Raw genomic sequence first — 25,577 nt, 5'->3', positions numbered from 1 at the left:
TCGCTGTGTTTTCAACAGTTCTCATTGCCAACCGCGGTGAAATCGCCCTGCGCGTTATGCGCACTTGCCGTGCGCTGGGCATCAAAACGGTTGCCGTGTACTCCGACGCCGACGCCGAGGCGGCACACACCAAAGCCGCAGATGTCGCGGTTCGCTTGGGTCCGGCATCTGCTGCGGAATCGTACCTGCGGATCGACAAGGTCATTCAGGCCGCCAAGGACACCGGGGCCGAGGCGATTCACCCCGGCTACGGCTTCCTGTCGGAAAACGCCGAATTCGCTCAGGCCTGTGAGGACGCGGGGATTGTGTTCCTCGGACCGACCGCCGAGGCCATCCGCACGATGGGTGACAAGATCACAGCCAAGCAGGCTGTGGCTTCGCGCAATGTGCCGCTGGTTCCCGGTGTGGCCGAAGCCGGTCTGACCGACGAACAGCTCATTGAGCGGGCTGACGAGGTGGGCTTCCCCATCCTCATCAAGCCCTCAGCCGGTGGCGGCGGCAAGGGCATGCACGCGGTGCACGACCCGAAGGACCTCAAGGACTCTCTTGCTGCAGCCCGCCGCGAGGCAGCGTCGAGCTTCGGCGACGACACCCTGTTCATTGAGCGCCTGGTTGCCACGCCGCGGCACATTGAAGTGCAGATCCTCGCTGATGAGCACGGCAATGTCATTCACTTGGGCGAACGCGAATGCTCGCTGCAGCGCCGCCACCAGAAGGTCATCGAAGAAGCCCCGTCGGCGCTGCTGGACGAAGAAACCCGCGCGGCCATCGGCCAGGCGGCCTGCGACACAGCCCGCTCCGTGGGCTACCGCGGTGCCGGCACGGTCGAATTCATCGTCTCGGCTGACAAACCCGACGAGTTCTTCTTCATGGAGATGAACACCCGCCTGCAGGTGGAACACCCCGTCACCGAAGAGGTCACGGGTGTTGACCTGGTCGAGTGGATGCTGCGGATCGGAAACGGCGAAGAGCTTTCGCTGAAGCAGGACGACATCACGCTCACCGGCCACTCGATCGAAGCGCGCGTCTACGCGGAAGACCCCTCCCGCGGCTTCCTACCCACCGGCGGAACGGCACTTGACGTGCAGTTCCCCGAAGGCGAGGGCATCCGCATTGACGCCGGTCTCGAAGCCGGTCAGCGGATCGTGTCCGACTACGACCCGATGATCGCCAAGGTGATCGTCACCGCTGATGACCGCGAAACCGCGCTGTCACGCCTGGACTCCGCGCTCGCACGCTCAGCCGTGCCGGGCATCACGACGAACATCGACTTCGTCCGCCGCCTGGTCCGCCGTGACGATGTTGTCGAAGGCAAACTCGACACGGGCCTGATTGACCGCATGACGGAAGACGAACTTGCCCACGCTGCCGGAGACATCGACAAACTGTTCGCCGCCGCGTTCGTGGTGAGCACCCGGGGAGCTGCGGGGACACAGAAACTCGGCGGCACCTCGGCAGGGGAGCGCGCAGAAGCGCCCAGTGCGTGGGCTCGGCCCAGCGGATGGCGATCCAGCCGCCAGCCTGCCGTGAGCGTGAAACTGGCCCACGGCGGTGAAGTCGAGACCGTCGTGTGGCGCGGCGAAGAGCTCACGCCAGTCACCACGGAAGCCGGTGACACGGTGTACAAGCTCACGATCGACGGCGTGCAGCACACCGCGATGCTGTGGGCCGATCCGGACACCCGCATGATCTGGGTCGCCAGCGAACGAGGCGTCTACAGCTTTGCGCGCCCCGTTGCCGAATCTGAACTCGACCCGGGTGCCGCGGGTGCCGACATCTGCGCACCCATGCCGGGATCGCTGACCCAGCTGCTGGTCGAAGACGGGGCGGAAGTCGCTGAAGGCGACCCGATCGCCGTCGTGGAGGCCATGAAGATGGAGCACGTGCTGCGCGCACCCGCCGCCGGCACCGCTCACGTCAAAGCCGCTGTCGGCGCCCAGGTGGCACTGGACGAAGTGCTCGTCACGATCGTCGACGAAGAAGCAGAAGAAGACTGACCAAGAACTTAAGGAGAGCTCATGAGCTTCACCCCAGGAATGCTGCCGGAGGAATACGAAAGCCTCCGCAAGGCAGTTGCTGATTTCACCGACAACGAAGTCGCCCCCGTATCAGCCGAACTCGACCGCAAGCACGAATTCCCGTACGAACTCGTGGCGAAGATGGGCAAGATGGGTCTGTTCGGCCTGCCCTTCCCGGAAGAGTACGGCGGCATGGGCGGAGACTACTTCGCACTGTGCCTGGCGATTGAGGAAATCGCGCGTGAAAACCAGTCGCTGGCCATCACGCTCGAGGCCGCTGTTTCACTCGGTGCCATGCCCATCTACCTGTTCGGCACGGAAGAGCAGAAGAAGGAATGGCTGCCTAAGCTCACGGACGGTTCCGGTCTTGCATCCTTTGGCCTGACGGAACCCGAAGCCGGTTCGGATGCCGGCGGCACCCGCACCAAGGCGACGCTGGAGAACGGCGAATGGACGATCAACGGTTCGAAGTCGTTCATCACCAACTCCGGCACCGACATCACCCGCCTGGTCACCGCGACCGCCGTCACCGGCACCCGCGTGGGCAAGGATGGGACGGAAAAGCCGGAGATCTCCACCATCATGATTCCGGCCGGCACTCCCGGCTTCACGGCTGAGCCGCTGTACGACAAGGTCGGCTGGAACTCCTCCGACACTCACCCGCTGACCTTCGACAACGTCAAGGTTCCCGAAGAGAACCTGCTGGGTGAGCGCGGTCGCGGCTACGCAAACTTCCTGCGGATCCTCGATGAAGGCCGCATTGCGGTTGCCGCACTGTCTGTCGGTGCCGCGCAGGGCTGTGTTGACGCGTCCGTGAAGTACGCCCAGGAGCGCACCAGCTTCGGCAAGCCGATCGCCAGCTACCAGGCTATTTCCTTCAAGATCGCCCGCATGGAAGCCCGTGTTTCGGCAGCCCGTGCGGCCTACTACGAAGCAGCCTCGAAGATGCTGGCCGGCGAACCATTCAAGAAGGAAGCCTCCATCGCCAAGCTCATCGCAGGCGAAGCAGCCATGGACAACGCGCGCGACGCAACACAGGTCCACGGCGGCTACGGCTTCATGAACGAATACCTGGTGGCCCGCCACTACCGCGACTCGAAGATCCTCGAGATCGGCGAAGGCACCACCGAGGTGCAGCTCATGCTCATCGCCCGCGCTCTCGGACTGTGATCTGAGGGCGGGCTGACGAGGCTGGGCTCGGGTCTGGGCTGACGAGGCGCAGCTCCGGCTGAGCTGCTGAGTCCGTACCGCTGAGCGAACCGGAGGCCGGGGTGTTTCGACCCCGGCCTCCGCTTCTGTCTAGGCTGAAACTGTGCCGATAACCCATTCGATTCTCACCACTGCCGCCAACTATCCCGGCCGTCCGGCGATCGTCGGCGAACACGCCCGCCTGACATACGCGGAACTGGCCGAGGACGGCCGCCGCGTCATCGCCGCTGTGCGTTATCTACTGGCCCAGGCGCCGAACCTGCCCACACCGGCCCCCGAAACCCAGGGTGCGCCGGTGATCGCGGTGAGTTCCACCTCGGCATTTGAAGCCGCCCGCATTATGGCGGGCCTGGCCGGTTACCGTGCGGTGTCGGCCACCATCGACCCGCGCTGGCCGGTGGACCACCAGCGGCACGTGATTGCCGAAGTCGGCATCGGCCTGGTGATCGTCGATGATGACCAGGTGCAGGCCCGCCTTCTTTCCGCCCTCGGTTCGGACTGGGGTGGGGTAGTCGTGCCGGTGCAGCGCTTCAGGGAAATAGAGGCGCAAGTGCAGCCTGCCGAACCGCCGCAGGTGCGGGATGCTGCCGAGCCGTACCTCATGCTTTTTTCGTCCGGCACGACCAGCAGCCCGAAGGCGTTTCTCAAAACCCGCGGCCAGTACAGGGCGAACTTCGCGGTGTCTTCCAGCTATCTGGAGCCGCTGCCGGGAGTGGCGACCCTTGCACCCGGGGCGTTTGCGTATTCGCTGACGCTGTACGCGGCGGTTGAGTGCCTGGCCAGCGGGGGAGAGGTCCACCTGGCTGACGAGCTTTCCCTGCCGGGGCTGGGCAAGCGTGTGGCGCAGCAGCGCATTACGCGGATTGTCACAGTGCCGGCGGTGCTGCGCGGCATCATTGCCCAAGCCACCCGCGGGCCTAAGGATTTTGCGGGGCTTGAACTCATCGTGGTCGGCGGGGCTAACCTGCCGAACGAACTGCGGAAGGACCTAGCTGAAGTGCTGCCGCACGTGCGGCTCATCAGCTACTACGGGGCAGCCGAAATCGGCTTCATCGGGGATGCCCGCGGTGAGGACAGCACGTGGAATCAGATCTACGACGGCATCCAGGTCGAAATCCGCGATGATGCGGGCGCCCCCGTGCCGGATGGTGAAATCGGCACACTGTGGGTGCTTGCTGAGTCGCGCTCCGATGACTACATTGCCGGCACCGCCGATGTCCACCTGCTGGATGAACGAGGCTGGGCTACCGTCGAAGACCAGGGCCGGATTGCCGTGGTGGACGGCAAACGCCAACTGCAGCTTCTGGGACGCAAGGGCGACATCATCAACGTCGGCGGACACAAGGTTGCGCTGCCGGAAGTCACACGTGCTTACGCGGGACTCACTGTCGGCGGCCAGCACCGCGAAGCCGTTGCCGTGGGCGTGCCGGATGCCGCCCTTGGAACCGCTGTCGCTTTGGTTGTCGAAGTCGGTGACCTGGTGCCTGCTGATTCAGGTGACAGAGTGTGGTCAGACTCACAGGAAGAGTCCGGCTTACGGGAACAGAACGGCCCCGCCCCGGTGTTGCCCGAAGAGCTGAGCAAGGCCTCACTGCGGGAGCACGGACGCAAACACCTGGCCCCGCAGTTCGTTCCTTCGAAGTATTACGTCGTGGAAGCACTGCCGCGCACGGTCGGCGGTAAAGTGCGAGCCACTGAAACAGTGGGGCTCATTGAGACCGGTGGGAAAGGAGTTGTCCGTCTGTGAACGCGCACCACTCTGAACCCAGTCGTGTCTGGATTACCGGAACGGGCGCTATCACGCCCAGCGGTCTCAACGTTTCCGACACCTGGCAGGCCGTGCAGCACGGACACAGCGGAATTGGAGCGCTCGAAGGCCAGGAATTCGAAGGCCTCAGCGTGCGCATCGGCGGACAGGTTCGCGGTTTCAACGCGGAAGACCACGTGCCCCGCCACCTGGCCCGGCGCTTAGAAAACTTCCACCTGTGGGCCATCGCAGCCGCCGACCAGGCCCTCGAGGAAGCCGCAGACATACAGACCAGCCCAAGTGGCGCCTCGTCAGCTGACCTGCCGTGGGATCCCGCCCGGGTCATGATCGTGACAGCCACCGGGTCCGGGCCCATCCGCCCCCAACAGCGGGCAGCGCTCGCATACGCCGAAGACGGCCAGCGCGGCGTACCGCTCACCCTGTCCATACACGGCGCACCGGATTCTCCGGCAGCACTCATCAGCCAGCGACACGGAATCACCGGCCCCGCTCACGCAGTGTCTGCCACGTGCGCATCCGGAGCCGTCGGCCTAGGCGAGGCGCTGCGAGCCCTGCGCCACGGCTATGCGGACGCCGCGATCGTCATCGGCGTTGAAGACTGCATCAACCCCGCCAACCTCGCATCGAATGCGAACATGCGTGCGCTCGCCTCTGGTTTCAACGATCACCCACAGGAGGCTTCGCGTCCCTTCGACCGCGATCGGGCCGGTTTTGTCATGTCCGCAGGCGCAGCTGCCGTCGTGCTGGAAAGCGATGCCGCTCTGCACCGCCGCGGTGGGCAGGCACTGGCTGAGCTGGCCGGATTCGGCTCATCATCCGATGCTCACCACGCCACCGCCCCAGACCCAGAAGGACGAGGCGCCGCCGCGGCTATGCGGGCTGCCCTGGCCGATGCTGGTCTCACCCCGGAGGACTTCGCCACGGGCGGACCCGCAGGGGCACCCCTGGGGCACGTGAACGCGCACGGGACCTCCACCTCGGCGGGGGATGCTGCAGAAGCCCGCGCCCTGGAAGCCGTGTTCGGTGATGCTGTCAGCCAGATTCCCGTGACGGCAGTGAAGTCGTCCACCGGGCACCTGCTGGGTGCCGGGGGAGTGCTCGAGGCGATCATCAGCGTGTGCGCTCTGCGTGACGGCGTGATCCCGCCGACCGTCAACCTTGACGTGCCCGACTTCCCGAAGCTCGACGTCGTCGCAGCCCGCAAGCCACTCGACCGTGCTGGTCCGTGTATGAGCGCGGTGCTGTCGAATTCCTTCGGCTTCGGCGGGCACAACGGCTCAGTTCTCATTAGAACCGTCTGAGCACAGGCTCCCACTGGGTGGTGGCCTGAGCTCCCCGCCACCCAACCTGCAGACAGGCTGGTCAGCCGTCAGAGAAGCGATGCACCGCGGGTGTTGCCCCCCTCATCCATTTCTGCATTCAGGAGCTCACCGTGTCGACGACAATCGACAAGGCCGCGCAGACAGCGCCGGCCGAAAAAGACGAAAAGAAGGCCGCACAAACCGCTCAGGCCAGTGCGCAAAACGACGAAACAACAGACCAGACCCAGCCGAAGAAGCGCTGGGAAATGCCGCACCTGCTGTGGCTCATGTTCATCATTCTGGGCCTGGCCACAGCCGCCGGCTATCTCATTCCCGCGGGGGAATATCAGAAGAACCCCGACGGCTCGATCAACCCGGACGACTTCCGCTACCTGGAAGACCAGTCGCCGGTCAGCCCCCTAGGCGCACTCATGATGCTGCTGACCGGGGCGGTCAACATGGCCCCGGTTGCCTTCGCCGTGCTGTCGGTCGGGGCGAACGTCTCCGTGGTTTTGGAATCGAAGGCGTTTGAGAATCTGCTCGATTCCACCATCTACAAACTGCAGGACAAGAGCACGCCGCTGCTGGTGTCGGGACTGTTCTGCCTCATGGTCTACATCGGCGGGTTCTCCGGCAATGACGCGCTGATTGCGATTGTGCCGATCGGCGTTCTGTTTGCCCGCAAACTCGGGCTTGATGGGATCGTGGCCGTTGCGGTGACAACATTCGCCGCGCTCATCGGGTTCGGCACGGGACCCACGCACATGGCGGTGTCGCAGATGCTTATCGGCCTGCCGCCATACTCCGGCTTCGGCATGCGCATGCTCATCATGAACATCTTCATGCTGGCGGGCTTGGCCTTTGTGCTGATGTACGTGCGCCGTATTCAGAAGGACCCCACGCGTTCGCTCATGTGGAAGCACGGCTGGCGGCCGCACGGTGCTCTTGCTGCAACGGGCGGCGAAGGCGGTGAGGCAGCTGAGGCTGGTGTTGAAGGAGAGGCTGCAGGGGACGCTGCAGGCGAAGGCGACACCGTCGCTGCGACGAAGCTGCAGATGCGCTCGGTGCTTGTGCTGGCGCTGTTCATTGCGCAGTTCGGTGTGGTTGTGGGCTATTCGCTGCTGGTGGATTCGAAGCAGGTCATCGAAGTGATGTTTGCAACCAACCTGGTGTCGGCGATCATCATCGGCAAGGCTGCGGGCTTTAAGTGGAACCCGTTGGCGGAGTCGATTGCCCGCGGTATTTCCAGCATGGGCTTCATTGCCATCATCATCGGCATGGCGGGCTCGATTTCCGGCCTGCTGACGGAAGCGAAGATTCTCGACACGATTGTCTACACGCTCACGCTGCCGCTGCGCGATGTGGGCCTGGGCTGGTCGGCAGTGCTTATGGTTCTGCTGTTTGCGGCGATCAACTTCATCATTCCGTCGACGGCGGCTAAGGCTGCGATTCTCATTCCGCTTCTTGCTCCGATTGCCACGGCACTGGGTATGCACCACCAGCTGGCGCTGCAGGCCTTCCAGCTGGGTGATGGGCTCACGAACATCCTGTCGCCGGTGCTGGCGTGGCTGGTCGGTTCGTGCGTGACCGCCGGAGTGCCGTATCTGACGTGGGTGCGCTGGGCTGCGCCGAAGATCGGTGTTTTCCTGGTGATGTCCGCTGCTCTCATGTTGGGCCTTACGGCACTAGGCTGGACGGGAGGAGTGGCGTGACCAGCCACACGGATGAACTGCAGTCGGGTCTGGCGTTGATCCGACAGGAGGATGTATGACTGACCGCGAACAGCGACTTGTGGAACTCGAAGAGAAGTACCTGCCGGATGAGCTTTTGGAGCGCTTCCGGGAGCGTGCCGCACAGTATGACCGTGATAACGCGTTCTTCTTCGAAGACTTGGAAGAACTTGAACAGCGCGGCTATCTGACGCTGTTTGTGCCCGAAGAGCTCGGCGGTCCGGGCTTGGGTATGAACGAGGTTTCCCGTCTGCAGCAGCGGCTGGCGACTGCCGCCCCGGCGACCGCGCTGGGTGTGAATATGCACTTTGTGTGCACCGGCATGATGCGGGCCATGTGGAATCGCGGCGATAAGTCGCTGCAGTTCGCGCTGGAAGAAGCGCGTGACGGCGAGGTCTTTGCCTTCGGTGTTTCTGAGCCGGGCAATGACTGGGTTCTGCAGGGCTCGAACACGAAGGCAGTGCCGCAGGAGGATGGTTCCTACCGTTTGTCGGGCGTGAAGATCTTCACGTCGATGACGCCTGCCTGGACCAGGCTGATTGTGCACGGCAAGGACGAAACCGCTGCCGATGGCCCGGAACTGGTCTACGGTTTCCTCACCCGCGGTACGGAGGGTGTTAAGTCCTCGGACGACTGGGATGTTCTGGGTATGCGTGCCACGCATTCGCGGGCCACGATCCTGGAGGATGCTGTTCTCGAGGCTGACCGGGTTGTGCGCCACATCCCGGATGGTCCGAACCCGGATCTGCTGACTTTCGGCATCACCGCGAACTTCCAGCTGCTCATTGCTTCGGTGTACGCGGGTCTTGCTCGCCGTGCTCTTGAGGTCGCTTCGGAGGCTCTGCGCAAGCGCCGTTCGGCTAAGAACGGGGGAGCGCCGTATACGGAGATCGGTGAGTTCCGCGTGCGTGTTGCCGATGCCGCTCTGGAGTTTGCCGCCGTTCCGGCCCAGTTGGATTCCTACACGCGTGATTTCGATGAGTGTGTGGACTACGGTCCCGCGTGGGCGCAGCGCTTTGTCGCGGCTAAGTACATGGCGCAGAAGGCTGCCCGGGCGAATGCCGAGGCGGCTCTGCACTGTGCTGGAGGTGCGGGCTTCGGGAACGCTGCCGAAGCATCGCGTCTGTACCGGGATGCTGCCGCGGGTATTTTCCATCCGCCAGCTCCCGAGGTGTCGCGAGCCGTATTCGCCAACGCTTGGCTGGATGACTGAGCTGGTGTGAATGACGGTGGGCGCTGTGCGGAAAGCACAGCGCCCGCCGTTTTTGTACGGCAAAGTACCGTCTGCGTGGGGTTTATCCCCACTCGCGTGGGGAGCACTTTTCTTCGCCGCTGACACACCTGGTGTTGACCTGGTGTTCAATCGTGAGTTGCTTCACAATATGCTTGAACTCTGCGGAAGAAAACACTGCCGCAGGCTTGGGACAATTCGACTCACGGTCGCAGCACCGCGGATGCGTCTTTCCCAGCATTCCGCCAGTGCCACGCCAACGCGGCGTGCACCCTGACAGTTAAGAAGACAATATGGAGAAGTACACGCCCGCCGTCGACGCAGTCGCGGGTTCGGTTACTGCATCAGCCCTCGTGGGACTCATCCCGCTGCTGGTGTTCTTCGCAGCGCTCGTCGTCCTCAAGCGCTCGGCTCACGTTTCGGGCCTCATCGCCCTGATCACCGCGATCGTGGTGGCCGTCGCAGGCTTCAAAATGCCAGTCGGCTACGCACTGATGTCCGCACTGCAGGGTGCGGCATTCGGCATCATGCCGATTGCCCTCATCGTCATCTTCGCCATCTGGCTCTACCAGCTGACCGTCATCAACGGCCGCTTCGAAGACCTGCGCAACATCTTCGACCGCGTGGGCCACGGCGACATCCGCGTCCAAGCCCTCCTCATCGCCTTCTGCTTCGGTGGTCTCCTTGAAGCGCTCGCCGGCTTCGGCGCACCCGTCGCCATCACCGCGACCATGGTCATGGCCCTGGGCATCAAACCGCTGCGCGCAGCCGCCGCGGTCCTCATCGCCAACACCGCGCCCGTCGCCTATGGCGCCATCGGCACCCCCATCACCACCGCGGGCAAGCTCACCAACATCGACCCCAACGTCATCGGTGCGATCATCGGCCGCCAGTCACCCATCCTGGCTCTCCTCGTCCCTCTGATCCTGCTGTTCATCATCGACGGCCGCCGCGGTGTGAAAGACCTGTGGCCGATCGCCCTCGTCACCGGTGTCACCTTTGCCATCTTCCAGTTCCTGTCCTCTAACTTCTTCAGCTACGAACTGACCGACATCGTCGCAGCGCTCGGCGGCCTGGGCGGAACGATCCTGTTCATGAAGATCTACGAACCCCGCGGTTCGGTTGAAGCTCGTGAGCGCCTGGGCGTGGCGGAACCGCCGAAGGCAGAGAAGATCAGCGGCGAACGCACCTTCTTCGCCCTGTTCCCCTACCTTGCTCTCATCGTTGTCTTCGGCATCGCCAAGCTGGTTCCGCCGGTCACCGCGTTCCTTGCATCGACCGACGTCAAAATCCCATGGCCTGTCATCCATGAAGCGCTCGTCGACGAAACTGGTGCGGTCCGCGACTCCACCGTGTTCACGCTGTCCTGGCTGTCCTCGCCCGGTTCGCTGCTGCTGATCACCGGCATCATCGTCGCAATCGTCTACAGCGTCTGGACTTCTGGCGGTAAGTTCCCCTCGCCGCTCGGTGCTGCCGCCAAGGAACTGGGCAACACGTTCTACCGCATGCGCTGGGCGGGCCTGACGATTGTTCTGGTGCTGTCGCTGGCCTACGTCATGAACTTCTCCGGACAGACCATCTCGATTGGCGTGTGGCTGGCAGGAACGGGTGCCGCCTACGCCTTCCTGTCCCCGCTGCTGGGCTGGATCGGAACCGCCGTCACCGGTTCGGACACATCCGCCAACGCACTGTTCGCCAAGCTGCAGCAGACCGCTGCCGTCGAACTCAACGTGCACCCCGAACTCACGGTTGCCGCAAACACCTCCGGTGGTGTGGTCGGCAAGCTCATCAGCCCCCAGAACCTTGCAATTGCGGCCACCGCGGCCAATATGCCCGGCCAGGAGTCGGTCATCTTCCGCAAGGTCATCGGCTGGTCCGTGGTGCTGGTCCTGTTCCTGTGCCTGCTCATCGGCCTGCAGTCCACCCCGGTTCTCGGATGGATGCTCGCGGGTCTGGACCTCGCTCCGATCGGCGGCTGATCGCTCGAGCACACACCTGGAACGGCGCAGTCACCGCGCCGTCCCTTAGTGTTTGAACTGTAAATTTTGGGTGAAAGGCAGGGACGATGAGCTTCTGGACGGTCATGTGGGTGATCTGGCTCGTGGTGTCCTACACCATCAAGATCATCGCTGTGGGCGTTGTGCCGGAAAACCGCCGCCCAGGAGCCTCGATGGGGTGGCTCATGGCCATCCTCTTCATCCCGCTGATCGGCGTGCCGCTGTTCATCATGTTCGGCAGTCCCTACGTCAACGACCGCAGGCAGCGCATCCAAGCTGAAGTCAACCAGCTCCTGGAGAAGGGAACAAAAGACGTTCCCGACTGGCCCGAAGGCTACGAACCCGCCAGTGATTTCGCGCAGATTGTCCAGCTCAACCGCCACCTGACCGGCTTGCCGATGGTTGATGCCCGCAAACTGAGCATGTCCACCGACTACCGCCAGGCGTTTCATGACATGGCAGATGCCATCGACGCTGCTGAATCCTATGTGCACGTCGAGATCTACATCATGTCGCGCGACGCCTACACCGAGCCGTTCTTCCAGGCCCTCGGCCGAGCTGCGCAGCGCGGTGTCAACGTCCGCGTTCTGCTGGACCACATCGGATCACGCAAATACGACGGCTTCCGTGACATGCAGAAATGGTTCGACAGTGTGGGCATTGACTGGGAGCTCATGCTTCCCTTCCTGCCGCTGCAGGGCAAAATGCGCCGCATTGACCTGCGCAACCACCGCAAACTCGTCGTGATCGACGGGCGGGTCGGTTTCATGGGCTCCCAGAACCTCATCGAATCCGCCTACGGATCCCAGAAGAACCGCGAGGCGGGCCGCCACTGGAACGACCTGTGGGTCAAATTGTCCGGCGAGGTCGTCGCCGAACTCGAAGCTGTATTCGCAACCGACTGGTACTCCGAACGCGAAGAGGTCATCGGCATCCGGCCCTACGACTTCGACGGACGGCCGGTGCCGGAGTTCGAAGGCAAAGATGCGGTCGTCCAACTGGTCCCATCGGGGCCGGGCTTCAAAACGGAACCGAACCTGCGCTGCTTCACATCGCTGATGTACCTCGCCGAAAAGCGGCTGTCGATTGTCAGCCCCTACTTCGTACCGGACGAAACGATCAAAGCTGCCATCATCACCGCCGCCCACCGCGGGGTCGAAGTCGAACTGTTCGTCAGCGAAAAAGCTGACCAGTTCATGGTCGAGTACGCCCAGTCGTCCTACTACGACAACCTACTGGAAGCCGGCGTGCGCATCTACCGTCTGCCCAAACCGCAGATTCTTCACACCAAGTGCTTCATCATCGACGACGACTACGCCGTCTTCGGATCATCCAACATGGACATGCGCTCCTTCAGCCTCAACTACGAAATCAGCCTCATGTGCGCTGAGGGCGACTTCGTGTCCGGCATTTCGAATGTCGTCGAGGAGTATCGGACCAGGTGCACGGAACTCACCTTGGACGAATGGCGGGAGAGGGGCCTGTTCCGCCGCTACCTGGAGTCACTGTTCCGCTTGACATCGGCACTGCAGTAACGCCGGTCACACCGGACGCGATAGATTGATGACAGTTTTCATGCAAAGGAGCACAGAATCGTGAGTGAAGAAAACGGGCCCGTCATCCAGCAGCGCGGCCTCTACCTTGACGAAATGGAAGTCGGTGCGGTGTACAAGCACGCCCCCGGTCGCACCATGACAGAAGCGGACAACACGTGGTTCACAGCCGTGACCATGAACACGCAGGCCCTCCATCTGGACGCCGCGTGGTCTGAGCAGCAGCCCTTCGGCCAGCGCCTGGTGAACTCGATGTTCACACTGGCCACCCTCGTGGGCCTGTCGGTTTCTCAGCTGACCCAGGGCACCATCGTCGGAAACCTGGGATTCTCCGAAGTTTCTTTCCCCCACCCCGTGTTCCACGGTGACACGCTGTACGCCGAAACGAAGATCCTGGACAAGCGGAACTCCAAGTCCAGGCCTGGCCAGGGCATCGTCACGCTCGAACACATCGGCCGCAACCAAGACGGCACGGTCGTTGCCCGAGCCGTAAGGCAGACGCTCATGTTCACTTCCGACCCGAACACCAACACGGCAGGCAGCGACGCCGCCGAGTGACCCGCCCCAACTGAGGAGATAACCATGCCGACCATGAAACCAGCCTGGCTTTTTGTTCCCGGCGACCGCCCGGACCGCTACAAGAAAGCCGCCGAGCGCTCCGACATCGTCATCGTCGACTTCGAAGACGCTGTGGCACCCGATGACAAAGCAGCCGCCCGCCGTGCCTTCCTCAACTTTCAGAACGGCCCTGATGCTCTGAGCCCGGAGCGGACCGTCATCCGCGTCAACCCAGTCGGCTCGCCCTCCTTTGCCGAAGACCGCAAGTTCATCGGCGAACTGTCTGGCCGCTACAGCTGCATGCTGCCCAAGGTGGAAAGCGCTGAGGACACCGAAAAGCTTGCCGGACTCAAGGTGATTGCGCTGATCGAAACCGCAAAGGGCGTTCTCAATGTCGGCGAGATCGCCGCATCGCCGAACGTGACAACCCTTATGTGGGGTGCCGAAGACCTTACCGCCGATCTCGGCGGCGGGTCCTCCCGCAAAGCTGACGGCACCTATCGCGACTTCGCCCGCGTGGCGCGCGCCAACATGCTTTTGGCGGCAAAAGCCAACGGCAAGTACGCACTTGACTCGATCTGGGCGGACATCCCGAACCTTGAAGGTCTGCGTGCCGAAGCCGAAGACGCCGTGGAATCCGGCTTCGACGGCAAAGTGTCCATCCACCCCAACCACATCGAGGTGGTGCGCACGGCGTTCGCGCCGACCGCCGAGCAGATCCACTGGGCGCTTGGCGTGCTGAAAAAAGCCGAAACCTCCAACGGAGTCTTCCAGTACGAAGGGCAGATGATCGACGAACCTCTGCTGCGTCAGGCCCGCCGCATCCGCTCGCGCGCCTGAGGTCCGCAGCTGAGCCCCGCATCTTTGTGCCCCGTCCCTCATCAGCGGGATGGGGCACAATTGTGCTTATGAACCCGATTGTCGATCAGGTTGAAACTGTTCTGCGCACAGCACAGGACAACAACGGCGTGGCCCCCATCGTCCAAGCCGGCGACCCGGTGCTGCGCCGCCCAGCAGCCGCCTACACGGGACAGCTGTCAGACGAACAGCTTTTCGGTCTGCTCGAAGTCATGCGGGCAACCATGCACGCGGCCCCGGGTGTCGGGCTTGCCGCCCCGCAGATAGGCATCGGCGTGCGCATCGCTGTCATAGAAGACCGGGTGCGACTGCCCGAAGACCAAGCCCGCGAAAGGGAGCGCACACCGCTTCCGTTTATGCCGCTGATCAACCCAAGCTGGCATCCTCTGAGCAATGAGCGCGCCGCCTTCTTCGAAGGCTGCCTGTCCGTGCGCGGCTATCAGGCTGTGACAACCCGGTTTGCTCACGTGCGGCTGCGCTCAGAAGACCCTGACGGCAACGCCAACAGCCGCGATTTCCGCGGCTGGCCGGCACGCATCATCCAACACGAACTCGACCACCTGGACGGCACGCTCTACCTGGACCGGGCCGACATCCGCTCATTGACAGCCGACGACAACCGAGGCCTCACCCAGGGCGATCCCGCAACTGCCGCGCAGATGCTCGGATTCAGCCTTCCACCCCACACACCACAGGAGAAACCATGAGCTCATTCTTCTCTTCACTGCGCGGTGCTGCAGATTCAGCTGCCGAGCGTTTCCTCCCGCGCATACAGAGTGCTGTTCCCGCAAGCAGCCTGCGCACACTCGGCACGGATATCCTCTACGGGGTGGCCGCGGGCCTGCGTCCGCGCCACGTGGGCGGCAGCGGGCTGGCCGGCGCGACCGTGTTCGGCGGCCTCCTTGCGGCAGCGTCTGCTTTGGAAGTACAGCAGATTCGCGAAGACACGGGGTGGACCGTTTGGTTTGGAGATGCCCGCACAATCGAAACCGCTGAGGACATCAGCATCGACAAGCTCGACACCTACCTCACGTGGGCGGCCCCTGTTATCGGTGTGGCTTCAGCCGCGCTGTGGCCGGTCAACGTGAAGGCCAACGACTGGCTCGATGCCTGCCTTCGCCGTTGGGGTGTCGCTTCGCCCGCACTCGTCACGGGCCTAGCAACCTTCGCTGTCAGCCGGGCAGCGCGCCTTGTCGAAAATGGTCTCGAAGACGCGGACTACCCTCTGCCTGACGGCGAACCGACAGTCGTGACTTTGCCGCCGGAAATCCTTGACCTTCTGCAGCGGATCGCCGACCCGGCAATCTCACCCCTGCCACAGGCAGCCGAGCAGATCCAGAAGCAGCTGCGCACCGCCTCGTTCACGGTGTGGACTGACGATGATGAGGGCGTCGAGGACGGCGCACTCACCGGTGATGCCCTGCTGAACCGCGAACTGGACTTCGTCAGCGTGGACACCGGCAGTGACGAAGCAGGCCCCATCGTTCCGCGCTCGCACACCTACCCCGTACGCGGCCGCGTGAGCGTGGACGGCACCGACTACCTGGTCGAGCTGATGATCGAGGAAGGCCGGCTGCGGGAAATCATGTTCTTCATCGACTGGGACGAAGAAGGCGTCGACCTCGAAGACGTTGACGCCGATTACAGCCCGGAGGACGAACCTGACCTGCTGACCGTCGCACAGTGGGCAAGCGTCGCTGAGGACGCGCAGATCGAAGTCGAACAGTAAACCCCGCAGGGCCGCCGGTGGAATAGCCCAGGAGCGTGCGAGGTTATGTCGAATATGAAGACGCTGACGCTTGCCGCCGGATGCTTTTGGTGCCTGGAAGCCGTCTACAGCCGTACCCGCGGAGTCAGCCGCGTCGAATCCGGCTACATCGGCGGTGACATTCCCGATCCCACCTACGCACAGGTGGCGTCGGGAATGTCGGGGCACGCAGAAGCCGTGCGCGTGACGTTTGACCCGGCCGTCGTGCCGGAAGATGTCATCCTCGGCATGTTCTTCACCGGGCACGACCCTACGAGCCTCAACCGGCAGGGCAACGATGTCGGCACGCAGTACCGTTCGGCCATGTTCTACGAAGACGCGGAACAGAAACAGCACTTCCAAGACGCCATCGCACACTGGCAAGAGCTTTTCCCCAGGCCGATTGTCACCACCCTGGAGCCCATGAGCCGGTTCTACGTGGCCGAAGACATCCACCAGAACTTCTACGGGCGCAATCCGGGCAACGGCTACTGCATGTTCGTCATCGACCCCAAGCTGGCGCAGGCACGAGCCCGGTACGCCGAATACATGTACTGACAACACCTGATCGAATGGAACCTATGACAACCCCAGAAGAACCAACAGCGGCAACACCCCGCCGCCTCGACCCCGTCGAATTCACCGACCCGGTTCTCACCGCCATGAAGAATCGCCGCTCGGTGTCCAAGGTCGGCCCCGAAACTCCGACGGACACACAGCTACGCGACCTGCTGGCCGCCGTCACACCGGTGGCCGACCACAAGGCGCTGCGTCCGTGGCGGCTGATGACTCTGCGCGGTGATGACCGCGTGGGCCTTGCAGAGGCACTTGACGAAGCCGACGGAACCGTCCGCCCCGCAGGGGAAATCAACCCCAAGCCGTTTCGCGCCGAACTGCTCATCGCGGTCATTGCCGACCACATTGAGCACCCCAAGGTTCCCCAGTGGGAACAGCACGCCACCGCCGCCGGTGCCGCCCATCTGCTGGAACTGGCCCTGTGGCAGGCCGGTTGGGGCGTTATGTGGCGCACCGGCCCGAACGCCAACGCCGAACCCATCCGCCGCTTCCACGGTCTGAAGGACAGCGAACTCATGATGGGCTGGCTGTACGTGGGCGACGTGGAACCTGAATTCCACGAGCGACTGACCACGTCCAGCAGGCCGCCGCTCGACCCGGATGTCTTCCTTGACACCAAACAGGGGTGGTCTTCACGTCTGTGAAGAAGAGAGCTAAGTGGCGCGGGCCGAAAGTAGCGATGCCCGCGGACATTTGGGTGCTCATCAGCGCCGCGTTCATCGTGGCGATCGGCTTCGGCATCATCGCTCCGGTGCTGCCGCAGTTCGCCCACTCCTTTGATCTGGGCGTGACCGCCACGACGATCGTGGTGAGCTCTTTTGCGTTCTTCCGCCTGCTCACCGCGCCCGCTGGCGGCCGCCTGGTCAACACGTTCGGGGAAAGGCCCATCTACGTTGTGGGCCTGCTCATTGTCGCCGCTTCGACCTTTGCCGTGGCGTTTGCCCAGTCCTACGAACAGCTGCTGCTGTTCCGCTCTCTCGGCGGGATCGGCTCGACCCTGTTCACGGTGTCAGCCATGGCGCTCATTGTGCGGATCGCCCCGCACAACGCGCGGGCTCGTGCCACCGGCATGTACGCGACGGCGTTTTTGGTGGGCAACATCGCCGGCCCCGTCGTCGGCGGTCTTATGGCCGGCCTGGGCATGCGGGTGCCGTTCCTCATCTACGGCACCGGCTTGGTCATTGCTGCTCTGGTTGTGCACCTCAAACTGACCACAGGCCGGAATGACGAGGTGGAGGGCCCGGATCCGCAGGATGCTCACGAGACCGCTGGGGTCGGCTCTGATGGTGCCGCCGACGGTTCCGTTTCACCGCAGGCTGCCGAAGCCGTCACCGCGAAAGAGCGCCCAGACCGGCTGCCTCCCATGCGCTTCCGTGAAGCGTGGGCCTTCAAGTCCTATCGCGCGGCACTTGTCGGCGCGATGGCCAACGGCTGGGGTGCTATGGGTGTGCGCACCGCTATCTACCCGCTGTTTGCGATCTACGCACTCCAGGCCGATGTCGCCGCCGCAGGTTGGGCGCTCGCCCTGTTCGCCGCCGGCACCGCCCTGTCAGTCAACACTCTGGGACGGGCTGCCGATGTGTACGGCCGCAAACCGTTCATCATTGCAGGACTGCTGGTGCTCGGCTGCTCCACGATCCTGGTTGGCCTGTGGCAGTCGTTCCCCGTCTTCCTGATCTTGTCGGTCATAGCCGGCATCGGTGCGGGAATCGTCAACGCACCCCAGCAGGCCGTCATCGCTGACATCATCGGGCCTGACAGGGCCGGCGGCAAAGTGCTGTCGCGCTATCAGATGGGCATGGACGTCGGCGCTATCTTCGGGCCGATCGTCTCCGGATGGCTGGCTGACGCCTACGGCTACGGGGTCGCCTTTGCCGCGGCCGGTGCAGTTGTTGTGCTCGCCGGTATTCAGTGGTTCTTCGCTGAGGAAACCATGCCGGGCCGCAAGAAAGCCGAGGCTTAGAACCGAAGCTGGTTCAGCCCTCCTGGACGGGGGAGACCCACACCGCTTCGGCCAGATTTGGGGCGTTTTCCAGCACCGCGCTGGGAACAATGTGCGCCCCGGGAACACATCCGTGATTGGCGGCTTGAGTGAGAATGTCGTTTTCGCTGTCATCCACGCGATCCACCCGGTGCAGCCCTTCTGTCGTGGCCTCGCCCAGCAGAACCGCGCGATCAGGGTGGTAAATGCGGCCCCCAGCATCGGGAATCGGATCGCCGTGCGGATCAGCCGTGGGGAATCCCATGAGCGCATCGATGCGGGACACGAACAGGTCAGAAACAGCGTGTTCCAGTCGCTCCGCCTCGTCATGGACTTCCGTCCACGAATAATTGAGCATGCTGACCAGGTAGGTTTCGAGCAGGCGGTGCCTGCGGACCATCTGCACCGCGTGACGGCGGCCCACATCAGTCAGTCGGACCGGCTTGTACGGGGTGTAGGCGACAAGGTCAGCAGCGGCTAGGCGCTTGACGGTGTCAGTCACACTCGCAGACGACGTGCCGAACCTTTCGGCCAGGGCCTTCGTCGTGATGGGGCCACCACCCCACTCCTCGGCGCTCCAGATGGCCTTGAGGAAGTCCTGGGTGACCGGTGACAGGTGTTCCAGTTCAGTGCTCACACCTTCACCCTATGCGTATTCGTGCATGTGCCGAAAGGGCTGCCGCTGCGGTCACAGCGGCGGTGCGGCGAAGGGTGTTTACACGTCGTAGCCCAAGCAGACCAGCACAATGAGCACCGCGTTGAGCGCCACAATGAGGGCTGTTGTCACCCACGCGGCAGCCTGCAGGGGCAGCGGGTTGGCGAATCGACCCATGATGCTGCGCCGGCCGGTGTAGATGACCAGCGGAATGAGAGCCGCGGGAATGCCGATTGAGAGCAGCACCTGCGACACAACGAGCGCGAACGTCGGATCGATGCCGAGCGCCAGAATGACAAGTGCCGGGATGAGGGTGGTGAGCCTGCGCCACAGCAGGGGGATCTGCATGTGCAGCAGGCCCTTCATGATCGATGCGCCCGCATAGGAGCCCACTGAAGTTGAAGCCAGGCCGGAAGCCAACAGGCCGATGCCGAAGAGCACGCCGATGAACGGGCCCATGGCCCCTGTGATGGCCGCGTGCGCGCCCTCAATGGTCTCAGTGCCCTCAACGCCTGGCAGGGCAGCCGCCGCCAAGAGCAGCATGGCGAGGTTGACGCCGCCTGCCAGGATGAGCGACAGGAACACGTCCCACCGGCTGGCCTTGAGCAGACGGGCAACAGTGCGTTCGGGAATGCCGGTGCCGAAGCGATCGCGGATGAGGTCCGAGTGCAGGTAGATGGCGTGTGGCATGACGGTCGCACCCAGGATTGCAGCGGCCAGCATGAGTGAGCGCGTGTCCTCGAAGCGGGGAATCATGCCCTGGGCCATGCCGGCGGGATCGAGGTCGCTGATGAGCAGGCCGGCTGTGAAGCCGATCGTGATGATCACCAGCAGGGCGGTCACCAGTGCTTCGAACCATCGCTGGCCCGCGCGGTCAGCGGTAGCCAGCAAGAGCATTGATACCGCGCCGATGATCATTCCGCCCCACACCAGGGGGATGTCGAACAGGATGTACAGGGCAACTGCGCCGCCGACGACCTCGGCGAGGTCAGTTGCCGCGGCGACGAGCTCCGCCTGCAGCCAAAATGCCCGTCGGGCAGGTTTCCTCAGCCGCGCGCCCAGTATGCTCGGCAGGCTTTCGCCAGTGACCAGGCCGAGCTTGGCCGACAGGTACTGCACGATCATGGCGGTGAGATTGGCGGCAATGAGAACCCACACCAGCAGATATCCGTACTCAGCGCCCGCGCTGAGGTTCGCGGCGACATTGCCGGGATCGACATAGGCGATTGCCGCAACAAAGGCCGGACCCAAAAGCCACACCAGGCGCTTGCGGTGAACGTGCTGGTGGCGAGTATCGCCGCGTGCGCCGCCGTCGTGTGCGCCGCCGCGGGAAAGGACCCTGTTTGCCATGAAATTAAGGTAGCTTAACTTGCGGGTGCGGCCAAATTCTTGCGGAGGTTTTCCTCACCTGAAACGGGCGGTTGTCCCGATGCGGACCGGGGGTTGACCTCAGGGTGTTCGCAGGGGCCGTCGAATAGGATGGCCGCGTGAAAACACTGACTCGCCTGAGCCTGAAGAACCGTGCCCTCATCGGACTGATCACCGTGGTTGCGGTGATGTTCGGCTTCATCGCAACAGCCCAGCTGAAGCGGGAGCTCTTCCCCGCCTTCGAACTGCCGCAGGCTGTCATCTCCGCCCAATACCCGGGTGCATCGCCCGAAGCCGTGGAGAGCGAAGTCACCGACATCATCGAAAGCGCGATCAGCGGTTCCGAATCAGTCGAATCAGTCAGCTCCACCTCGTCATCAGGTTCGTCCGAAGTGACGGCCGAAGTCGCCTACGGGACCTCATCAGATGACATCGTCCGCGAACTCGAAGGCGCGATTGCCAAGGTCAAAGAACAGCTGCCCGACGGGGTCGACCCCATCGTGTTCAGCGGTGCTCTTGATGAGTTCCCCGTCGTCGTCATTTCGGTCGCTTCTGACGGTGACAAAGAAAAACTCGCCGATGACCTCAATTCGGTTGTCGTCCCCGAACTGAAGAAGCTGGCCGGCGTGCGCGCAGCCGCGGTGTCCGGCGCTGACGTCAAACAGGTCAACATCACGGTTGACCAGGAGAAAGTCAAAGACAAGGGTGTCAGCGTCGACGAAATCGCCGGCGTCCTGCAGGCCAACGGCGTTGCCGCCTCGGCCGGTGAAATCGAAGGCGACAACGGGGACGCACCGGTCGAAGTCGGCGTGCGCATCACGAACCTCGACCAGATCCGTGACCTGCAGGTCACGGGCAAGGACGGCCCCCTCAAACTGTCCGAGGTCGCTGAAATCAAGCAGGTGCCCGCTCCGGTTGAGAGCATTTCGCGCACCAACGGCAAAGAGTCGCTGACCCTGGCGGTGACGAAGACCCCTGACGCGAACACGGTCGATGTTGCAAACGCCGTGCACGACGCCCTGCCGAAACTGCAGGACAAGGTGCGCGGCAACCCCGAATTCACCACGGTTTTCGACCAGTCGCCGTTCATCCAGCAGTCGATTGACGACCTCGTCCACGAGGGTGTGCTCGGCCTGGTGTTCGCGGTGCTGGTCATCCTCGTGTTCCTGCTGAGCGTGCGGGCGACCCTCATCACGGCGATCTCAATTCCGCTGTCGCTGCTGCTGACAATGATCGGTCTGTGGCAGACGGGCTATTCGCTCAACATGCTCACGCTCTCAGCACTGACCATTTCGATTGGCCGCGTGGTCGATGACTCGATTGTCGTCATTGAGGCCATTCGCCGGCGCCACACGATGGGCGGCACCAAGTTCAGCAACATCCTCGCCGCCGTGGGCGAAGTCTCCGGAGCCATCACCGCTTCCACACTGACGACGGTGGCGGTGTTCCTGCCGCTGGTCTTCGTATCCGGCCAGACGGGCGAGCTGTTCCGTCCCTTCGCTCTGACCACCTCGATCGCCCTGCTGGCATCGCTGCTGGTGGCGCTGACGATCGTGCCGGTTCTGGCATTCTGGTTCCTGCGTGCGCGTGAATCCAAAGTTCGCCTTAACCGCGCCCAGAAGAAGGAAATCGCGGCCCGCCGCAAGGAGGGCCTGCGCGGCCTGAAAGCTGAGCGCAAGGAACGCCGCCGTGCTGGCAAGAAGGGAGCCGCGGCTGCTGAGACCGCCGAGGTGGCGCCGGCTGCCCAGGTGACCTCCACCTCGGCGGCAGCTCCGGAAGCCGAGGCGGAGTCGGCTGACGCTGTTTCACCTGATGCCGAAAGCGAGATCGACGAGCTCGAGGGTCTGCGTTCGCCGGTCACCCGACTGCAGAAGACCTACACGCCGGTCATCGGCTGGACGGTGCGCCACCCGGTGATCACACTCGTCGCCAGCGTCCTGGTGCTGGTGCTCACCCTGGGCCTCGTGCCGCTTCTCAAGACCGACTTCCTGGGCGACATGGGCTCGGACACGCTCAACGCCAGCCAGAAGTTCCCCGCGGGTGTTGGCCTGGAGGAAGCCGGGAAGCTCGCCGAACCGCTCGAAAAGGACATCCTCGCCACGGAAGGTGTAGAGGATCTGAGCTTCACTGTCGGCTCAAGCGAGTTCGACATGGGCGGGGCTTCCGGTTCCGGCCGACTCAGCGGTACCTACCTCATCAACCTGTCCGAAGGGGCAAGCGCTGACGAGGTCTCACAGCGCCTGACTGAGAAGTTCAAGGACATGGACCCGGACAAGTCCGGCAGCTTCGAAGTCATGGACAACTCCGGTCCCGGTGGATCGACAATCGACATCACGCTGACCGCAAACGACACAGAAGCGCTGAAGAAGTCCGCCGAAAAGCTCACAAAGAAGCTTGAGAAGACCGACGGCGTGAAGAAGGTCGACAACAGCCTGCGCGCTGTCGGCGATGTCATCCACGTCGACGTGAAGCGCAAAAAGGCAGCCGAATACGGTCTGTCTGAAGCGCAGCTGGGCCAGATTGTCACGCGTGCGATCAACGGGCAGATCATCGGCCAGGTGGTTCTCGACGACGTCACCAACAGCGTGTACCTGTTCGACGGCGACGCGGAGACCATCAGTGATCTCGAAGACATTGAACTGACCGTCATGGTCATGCCCGATGGTTCACCCGCCACGGGAGGTGCCGGTGCTGGTGGCGCTGGAGGTGCTGGTGGCGCTGGTGGCCCGATGGGCGGTGGGCGAGTGGCCGAGCCTGCCTCGAAACCGTCCGATGCGCCCGGCCTGGGGTCGAACACACCGCCGACCGATCAGCCGCAGCAGCCCAACCCTGACAATGAGGGAGGGGAAGACGGTCAGCAACAGGCACCTCGTGAACCTGGGCAGGAAGGCGGCCAGCAGCCGCAGGCGCCCGGTGACGGAGGGCAGGCGCCCGGTGACGGCGGGCAAATGCCCGACGGCCAGATGCCGCAGATGCCTGACGGTCAGATGCCGCAGCAGCCTCAGATGCCCGAAATGCCGCAGGTGCCGGAGGTTCCGGAGCCTCCGCAGCCGCAGGAGAAGACGATCAAACTCAGCGAGATCGCCAACATCACGCAGGAGAAGACCGCCCCGGTCATCAGCCACTCCGACGGCCTGCGCTCGGTGACGGTCTCCGCTACTCCCGACGGCGATGACCTCGGAGCGGTGTCCGCCGCGGTGCAGAAGGCCGTCGACGACACGCAGTTGGAGCCGGGCGTCAGCCAGGACACCGGGGGCGTGTCCGCCGAACAGGAAGACGCCTTCAAGCAGCTGGGCCTGGCGATGCTCGCGGCGATCCTCATCGTGTTCATCATCCTGGTGGCCACATTCCGTTCGCTGCTGCAGCCGTTCATTCTGCTGGTGTCCATCCCGTTTGCCGCGACAGGTTCGATCCTCGCGCTGCTCATCACGGACACGCCCATGGGGCTGACGGCCATGATCGGCATGCTCATGCTGATCGGCATCGTGGTGACCAACGCGATTGTGCTCATCGACCTGATCAACCGCTTCCGCGCACACGGGGCGGACCTCAAAACCGCTGTGTTCCACGGGGCGCGCCTGCGCTACCGGCCGATCATCATGACCGCACTGGCGACGATCTTCGCGCTTGTGCCCATGGCCATGGGGCTCACCGGCGGCGGCGTGTTCGTGTCCAAACCGCTGGCACTGGCTGTCATCGGCGGTCTCGTGTCCTCGACACTGCTGACGCTCATCCTGGTGCCGGTGCTGTACGAACTGCTCGAAGGCTTCAAGGAGCGCCGCGCTGAGAAGCGGGCCGTCAAGGACGGTGCGCGCGCCGCTGTCATCGACAAGGCCGAGGCGGAGGCTGAGGCTCAGGCGGGTGCCGATGGTCAGGAGCCGGCGGGTGTTGCCGCTGGTCAGGCGGCAGGTTCTTCCGGGCCGGCGAATGATGACCGTCCAACCCAGCCTATGCCGGCAGCCAAACCCGACAACGGAGGCGATGATCAGCTGTGAGGTGAGCGGCACCTCGTCACCGGGGAGGCTGGGAAGCCCCGCCCGGTGGCGGGCGGAAGTGCTGCTGGTCGCGGGAGTTTCGCTGGGGCAGTCGGCGGTGTACGCCGTCGTGCGGCTGGCGGACATGCTCACGCGCGCACCGCTGAAAGACAGCACTGCTGGGCTCAACCACAGCCAGTCCACGCGGGAAGTTTTTGACCTGGTGTACCAGCTGCTGGGTATCGGGTTCACGCTCGTGCCGGTGGCGCTCGCGCTGTACCTCATGTGGCTTGACGGGCAGGGTTCCGTGCTCGAGCGGCTGGGACTGGGGCGCGGTGTTGGTCGTGGTGGTGCCGGCCCGGATGCGGGGTGTGGCGTCGACCCGGATGCGGGGCGCAGTGCCGGCCCGGATGCGGGGTGCAATGCTCGTGGTGGCGGCACTGCGTCTGATGGTGTTTTGCGCGACGGAGCTCGGCGTGCCGCTTGGGGTGATGCCTGGCGTGCCGTCGGGCTGTTTGTGCTGATCGGAGCGGGGACGCTCGTTGTTTATGCCGCTGGGCGAGCGCTCGGTGTGACAGCGCAGATCTCGACGAACAACTTAAACGCCGCGTGGTGGACCGTGCCGGTTCTGCTGCTGCAGGCGGTGAAGAACGGTGTGCTGGAAGAAGTGCTGCTGCTGGGCTTCTTCTGGGATCGGCTGGAAAAGCTGCGCTGGTCGCCGTGGGCGATCATCGTGGGGCTGGCGGTTTTCCGCGGAAGCTACCACCTGTATCAGGGGTTCGGCCCCTTTATTGGCAATGTGCTCATGGGGCTGATCTTCGGCTGGCTGTACATGCGCCGGCGGAGGGTGATGCCGTTCGTCGGCGCGCACTTCCTGCTGGACGCGGTCGGCTTTTTGGTGCCGGGCATCCTGCGCGGCTGAGTGCGCTCGGCGGCTGGGCCAGACTTGCGCGCTAATGCAGTTTCACGCGTTAATGCGGCGCATTTACGCGCAAAGTTACATTAAACCGTAAATCTGGGTTGGACCGGCAGCGCGCGTTGTCACGGTGAATT

19 protein-coding genes are annotated in these 25,577 nt (G+C 63.5%); 17 read left to right on the top strand and 2 right to left on the bottom strand.

Annotation, left to right across the window (positions count from 1 at the left end; all coding sequences use genetic code 11):
- Nucleotides 1-5 precede the first annotated feature (5 nt).
- The 15 genes from HMPREF3172_RS09115 (at nucleotide 6) to HMPREF3172_RS09045 (ending at nucleotide 18,509) form a co-directional block, all read left to right on the top strand.
- Nucleotides 6-1,997: an acetyl-CoA carboxylase biotin carboxylase subunit gene (locus tag HMPREF3172_RS09115; RefSeq protein WP_070517054.1), complete on the top strand. Its 1,992-nt coding sequence runs from the start codon at nucleotides 6-8 to the stop codon at nucleotides 1,995-1,997.
- A gap of 21 nt (nucleotides 1,998-2,018) precedes the next feature.
- Nucleotides 2,019-3,188, top strand: coding sequence for an acyl-CoA dehydrogenase family protein (locus HMPREF3172_RS09110; protein ID WP_070516973.1), 1,170 nt, complete (start codon nucleotides 2,019-2,021; stop codon nucleotides 3,186-3,188).
- 142 nt (nucleotides 3,189-3,330) lie between these two features.
- The gene (locus HMPREF3172_RS09105; RefSeq protein WP_070516971.1) at nucleotides 3,331-4,974 is read left to right on the top strand and encodes a class I adenylate-forming enzyme family protein; all 1,644 of its coding nucleotides are present in this window, start codon (nucleotides 3,331-3,333) and stop codon (nucleotides 4,972-4,974) included.
- A complete protein-coding gene (locus HMPREF3172_RS09100; RefSeq protein WP_070516969.1) occupies nucleotides 4,971-6,296 on the top strand; it encodes a beta-ketoacyl-[acyl-carrier-protein] synthase family protein in 1,326 nt (441 codons plus the stop codon). Before HMPREF3172_RS09105 ends, HMPREF3172_RS09100 begins: the two co-directional genes overlap by 4 nt.
- Before the next feature lie 131 nt (nucleotides 6,297-6,427).
- Entirely contained in the window at nucleotides 6,428-8,008 is a 1,581-nt protein-coding gene (locus HMPREF3172_RS09095; RefSeq protein WP_070516967.1) for an AbgT family transporter, read from the top strand.
- 55 nt (nucleotides 8,009-8,063) lie between these two features.
- On the top strand, nucleotides 8,064-9,239 hold the full coding sequence (locus tag HMPREF3172_RS09090) for an acyl-CoA dehydrogenase family protein (RefSeq protein WP_070516965.1): 1,176 nt from the start codon (nucleotides 8,064-8,066) through the stop codon (nucleotides 9,237-9,239).
- A 311-nt stretch (nucleotides 9,240-9,550) separates the two neighbouring features.
- Nucleotides 9,551-11,236, top strand: coding sequence for an L-lactate permease (locus HMPREF3172_RS09085; protein ID WP_070516963.1), 1,686 nt, complete (start codon nucleotides 9,551-9,553; stop codon nucleotides 11,234-11,236).
- 86 nt (nucleotides 11,237-11,322) lie between these two features.
- Nucleotides 11,323-12,789: a cardiolipin synthase gene (gene cls / locus HMPREF3172_RS09080; protein ID WP_070516961.1), complete on the top strand. Its 1,467-nt coding sequence runs from the start codon at nucleotides 11,323-11,325 to the stop codon at nucleotides 12,787-12,789.
- A 60-nt stretch (nucleotides 12,790-12,849) separates the two neighbouring features.
- Nucleotides 12,850-13,365 (top strand): MaoC family dehydratase, encoded by a 516-nt coding sequence (locus tag HMPREF3172_RS09075; protein ID WP_218078936.1) that lies wholly within the window; start codon nucleotides 12,850-12,852, stop codon nucleotides 13,363-13,365.
- Between the two features lie 24 nt (nucleotides 13,366-13,389).
- Nucleotides 13,390-14,205, top strand: coding sequence for an HpcH/HpaI aldolase/citrate lyase family protein (locus tag HMPREF3172_RS09070; protein ID WP_070516959.1), 816 nt, complete (start codon nucleotides 13,390-13,392; stop codon nucleotides 14,203-14,205).
- Nucleotides 14,206-14,273: 68 nt separating this feature from the next.
- Nucleotides 14,274-14,930 (top strand): peptide deformylase, encoded by a 657-nt coding sequence (locus tag HMPREF3172_RS09065; protein WP_070516957.1) that lies wholly within the window; start codon nucleotides 14,274-14,276, stop codon nucleotides 14,928-14,930.
- Nucleotides 14,927-15,952, top strand: a complete 1,026-nt coding sequence (locus HMPREF3172_RS09060; RefSeq protein WP_070516955.1) for a hypothetical protein — start codon at nucleotides 14,927-14,929, stop codon at nucleotides 15,950-15,952. The genes HMPREF3172_RS09065 and HMPREF3172_RS09060 overlap by 4 nt, the downstream gene beginning before the upstream one ends.
- A 54-nt stretch (nucleotides 15,953-16,006) precedes the next feature.
- Nucleotides 16,007-16,528, top strand: coding sequence for a peptide-methionine (S)-S-oxide reductase MsrA (gene msrA, locus HMPREF3172_RS09055; protein WP_082784622.1), 522 nt, complete (start codon nucleotides 16,007-16,009; stop codon nucleotides 16,526-16,528).
- 23 nt (nucleotides 16,529-16,551) lie between these two features.
- Nucleotides 16,552-17,190: a nitroreductase family protein gene (locus HMPREF3172_RS09050; RefSeq protein WP_256173377.1), complete on the top strand. Its 639-nt coding sequence runs from the start codon at nucleotides 16,552-16,554 to the stop codon at nucleotides 17,188-17,190.
- A gap of 35 nt (nucleotides 17,191-17,225) precedes the next feature.
- The gene (locus HMPREF3172_RS09045; protein WP_070516953.1) at nucleotides 17,226-18,509 is read left to right on the top strand and encodes an MFS transporter; all 1,284 of its coding nucleotides are present in this window, start codon (nucleotides 17,226-17,228) and stop codon (nucleotides 18,507-18,509) included.
- 13 nt (nucleotides 18,510-18,522) lie between these two features.
- On the opposite strand, the gene HMPREF3172_RS09040 is transcribed toward HMPREF3172_RS09045, so the two are convergent.
- Both HMPREF3172_RS09040 and HMPREF3172_RS09035 read right to left on the bottom strand, forming a co-directional pair.
- Nucleotides 18,523-19,164 carry a metal-dependent transcriptional regulator gene (locus tag HMPREF3172_RS09040; protein WP_061940826.1) on the bottom strand — a complete coding sequence of 214 codons (642 nt, stop codon included), beginning with the start codon at nucleotides 19,162-19,164 and terminating at the stop codon, nucleotides 18,523-18,525.
- Between the two features lie 78 nt (nucleotides 19,165-19,242).
- A complete protein-coding gene (locus HMPREF3172_RS09035; protein WP_070516952.1) occupies nucleotides 19,243-20,532 on the bottom strand; it encodes an Nramp family divalent metal transporter in 1,290 nt (429 codons plus the stop codon).
- A gap of 137 nt (nucleotides 20,533-20,669) precedes the next feature.
- Between HMPREF3172_RS09035 and HMPREF3172_RS09030 the strand changes: the two genes are divergently transcribed.
- Both HMPREF3172_RS09030 and HMPREF3172_RS09025 read left to right on the top strand, forming a co-directional pair.
- Nucleotides 20,670-24,545 (top strand): efflux RND transporter permease subunit, encoded by a 3,876-nt coding sequence (locus HMPREF3172_RS09030; protein WP_070516951.1) that lies wholly within the window; start codon nucleotides 20,670-20,672, stop codon nucleotides 24,543-24,545.
- Nucleotides 24,532-25,446 carry a CPBP family intramembrane glutamic endopeptidase gene (locus tag HMPREF3172_RS09025; RefSeq protein ID WP_070516949.1) on the top strand — a complete coding sequence of 305 codons (915 nt, stop codon included), beginning with the start codon at nucleotides 24,532-24,534 and terminating at the stop codon, nucleotides 25,444-25,446. Before HMPREF3172_RS09030 ends, HMPREF3172_RS09025 begins: the two co-directional genes overlap by 14 nt.
- Nucleotides 25,447-25,577 lie beyond the last annotated feature (131 nt).

It is taken from the genome of Brevibacterium sp. HMSC08F02, assembly GCF_001807555.1.
Classification (GTDB): domain Bacteria; phylum Actinomycetota; class Actinomycetes; order Actinomycetales; family Brevibacteriaceae; genus Brevibacterium; species Brevibacterium ravenspurgense.
The sequence above is the reverse complement of the archived record's forward strand: the minus strand, read 5'-3'. Positions and strand labels throughout refer to the sequence as shown.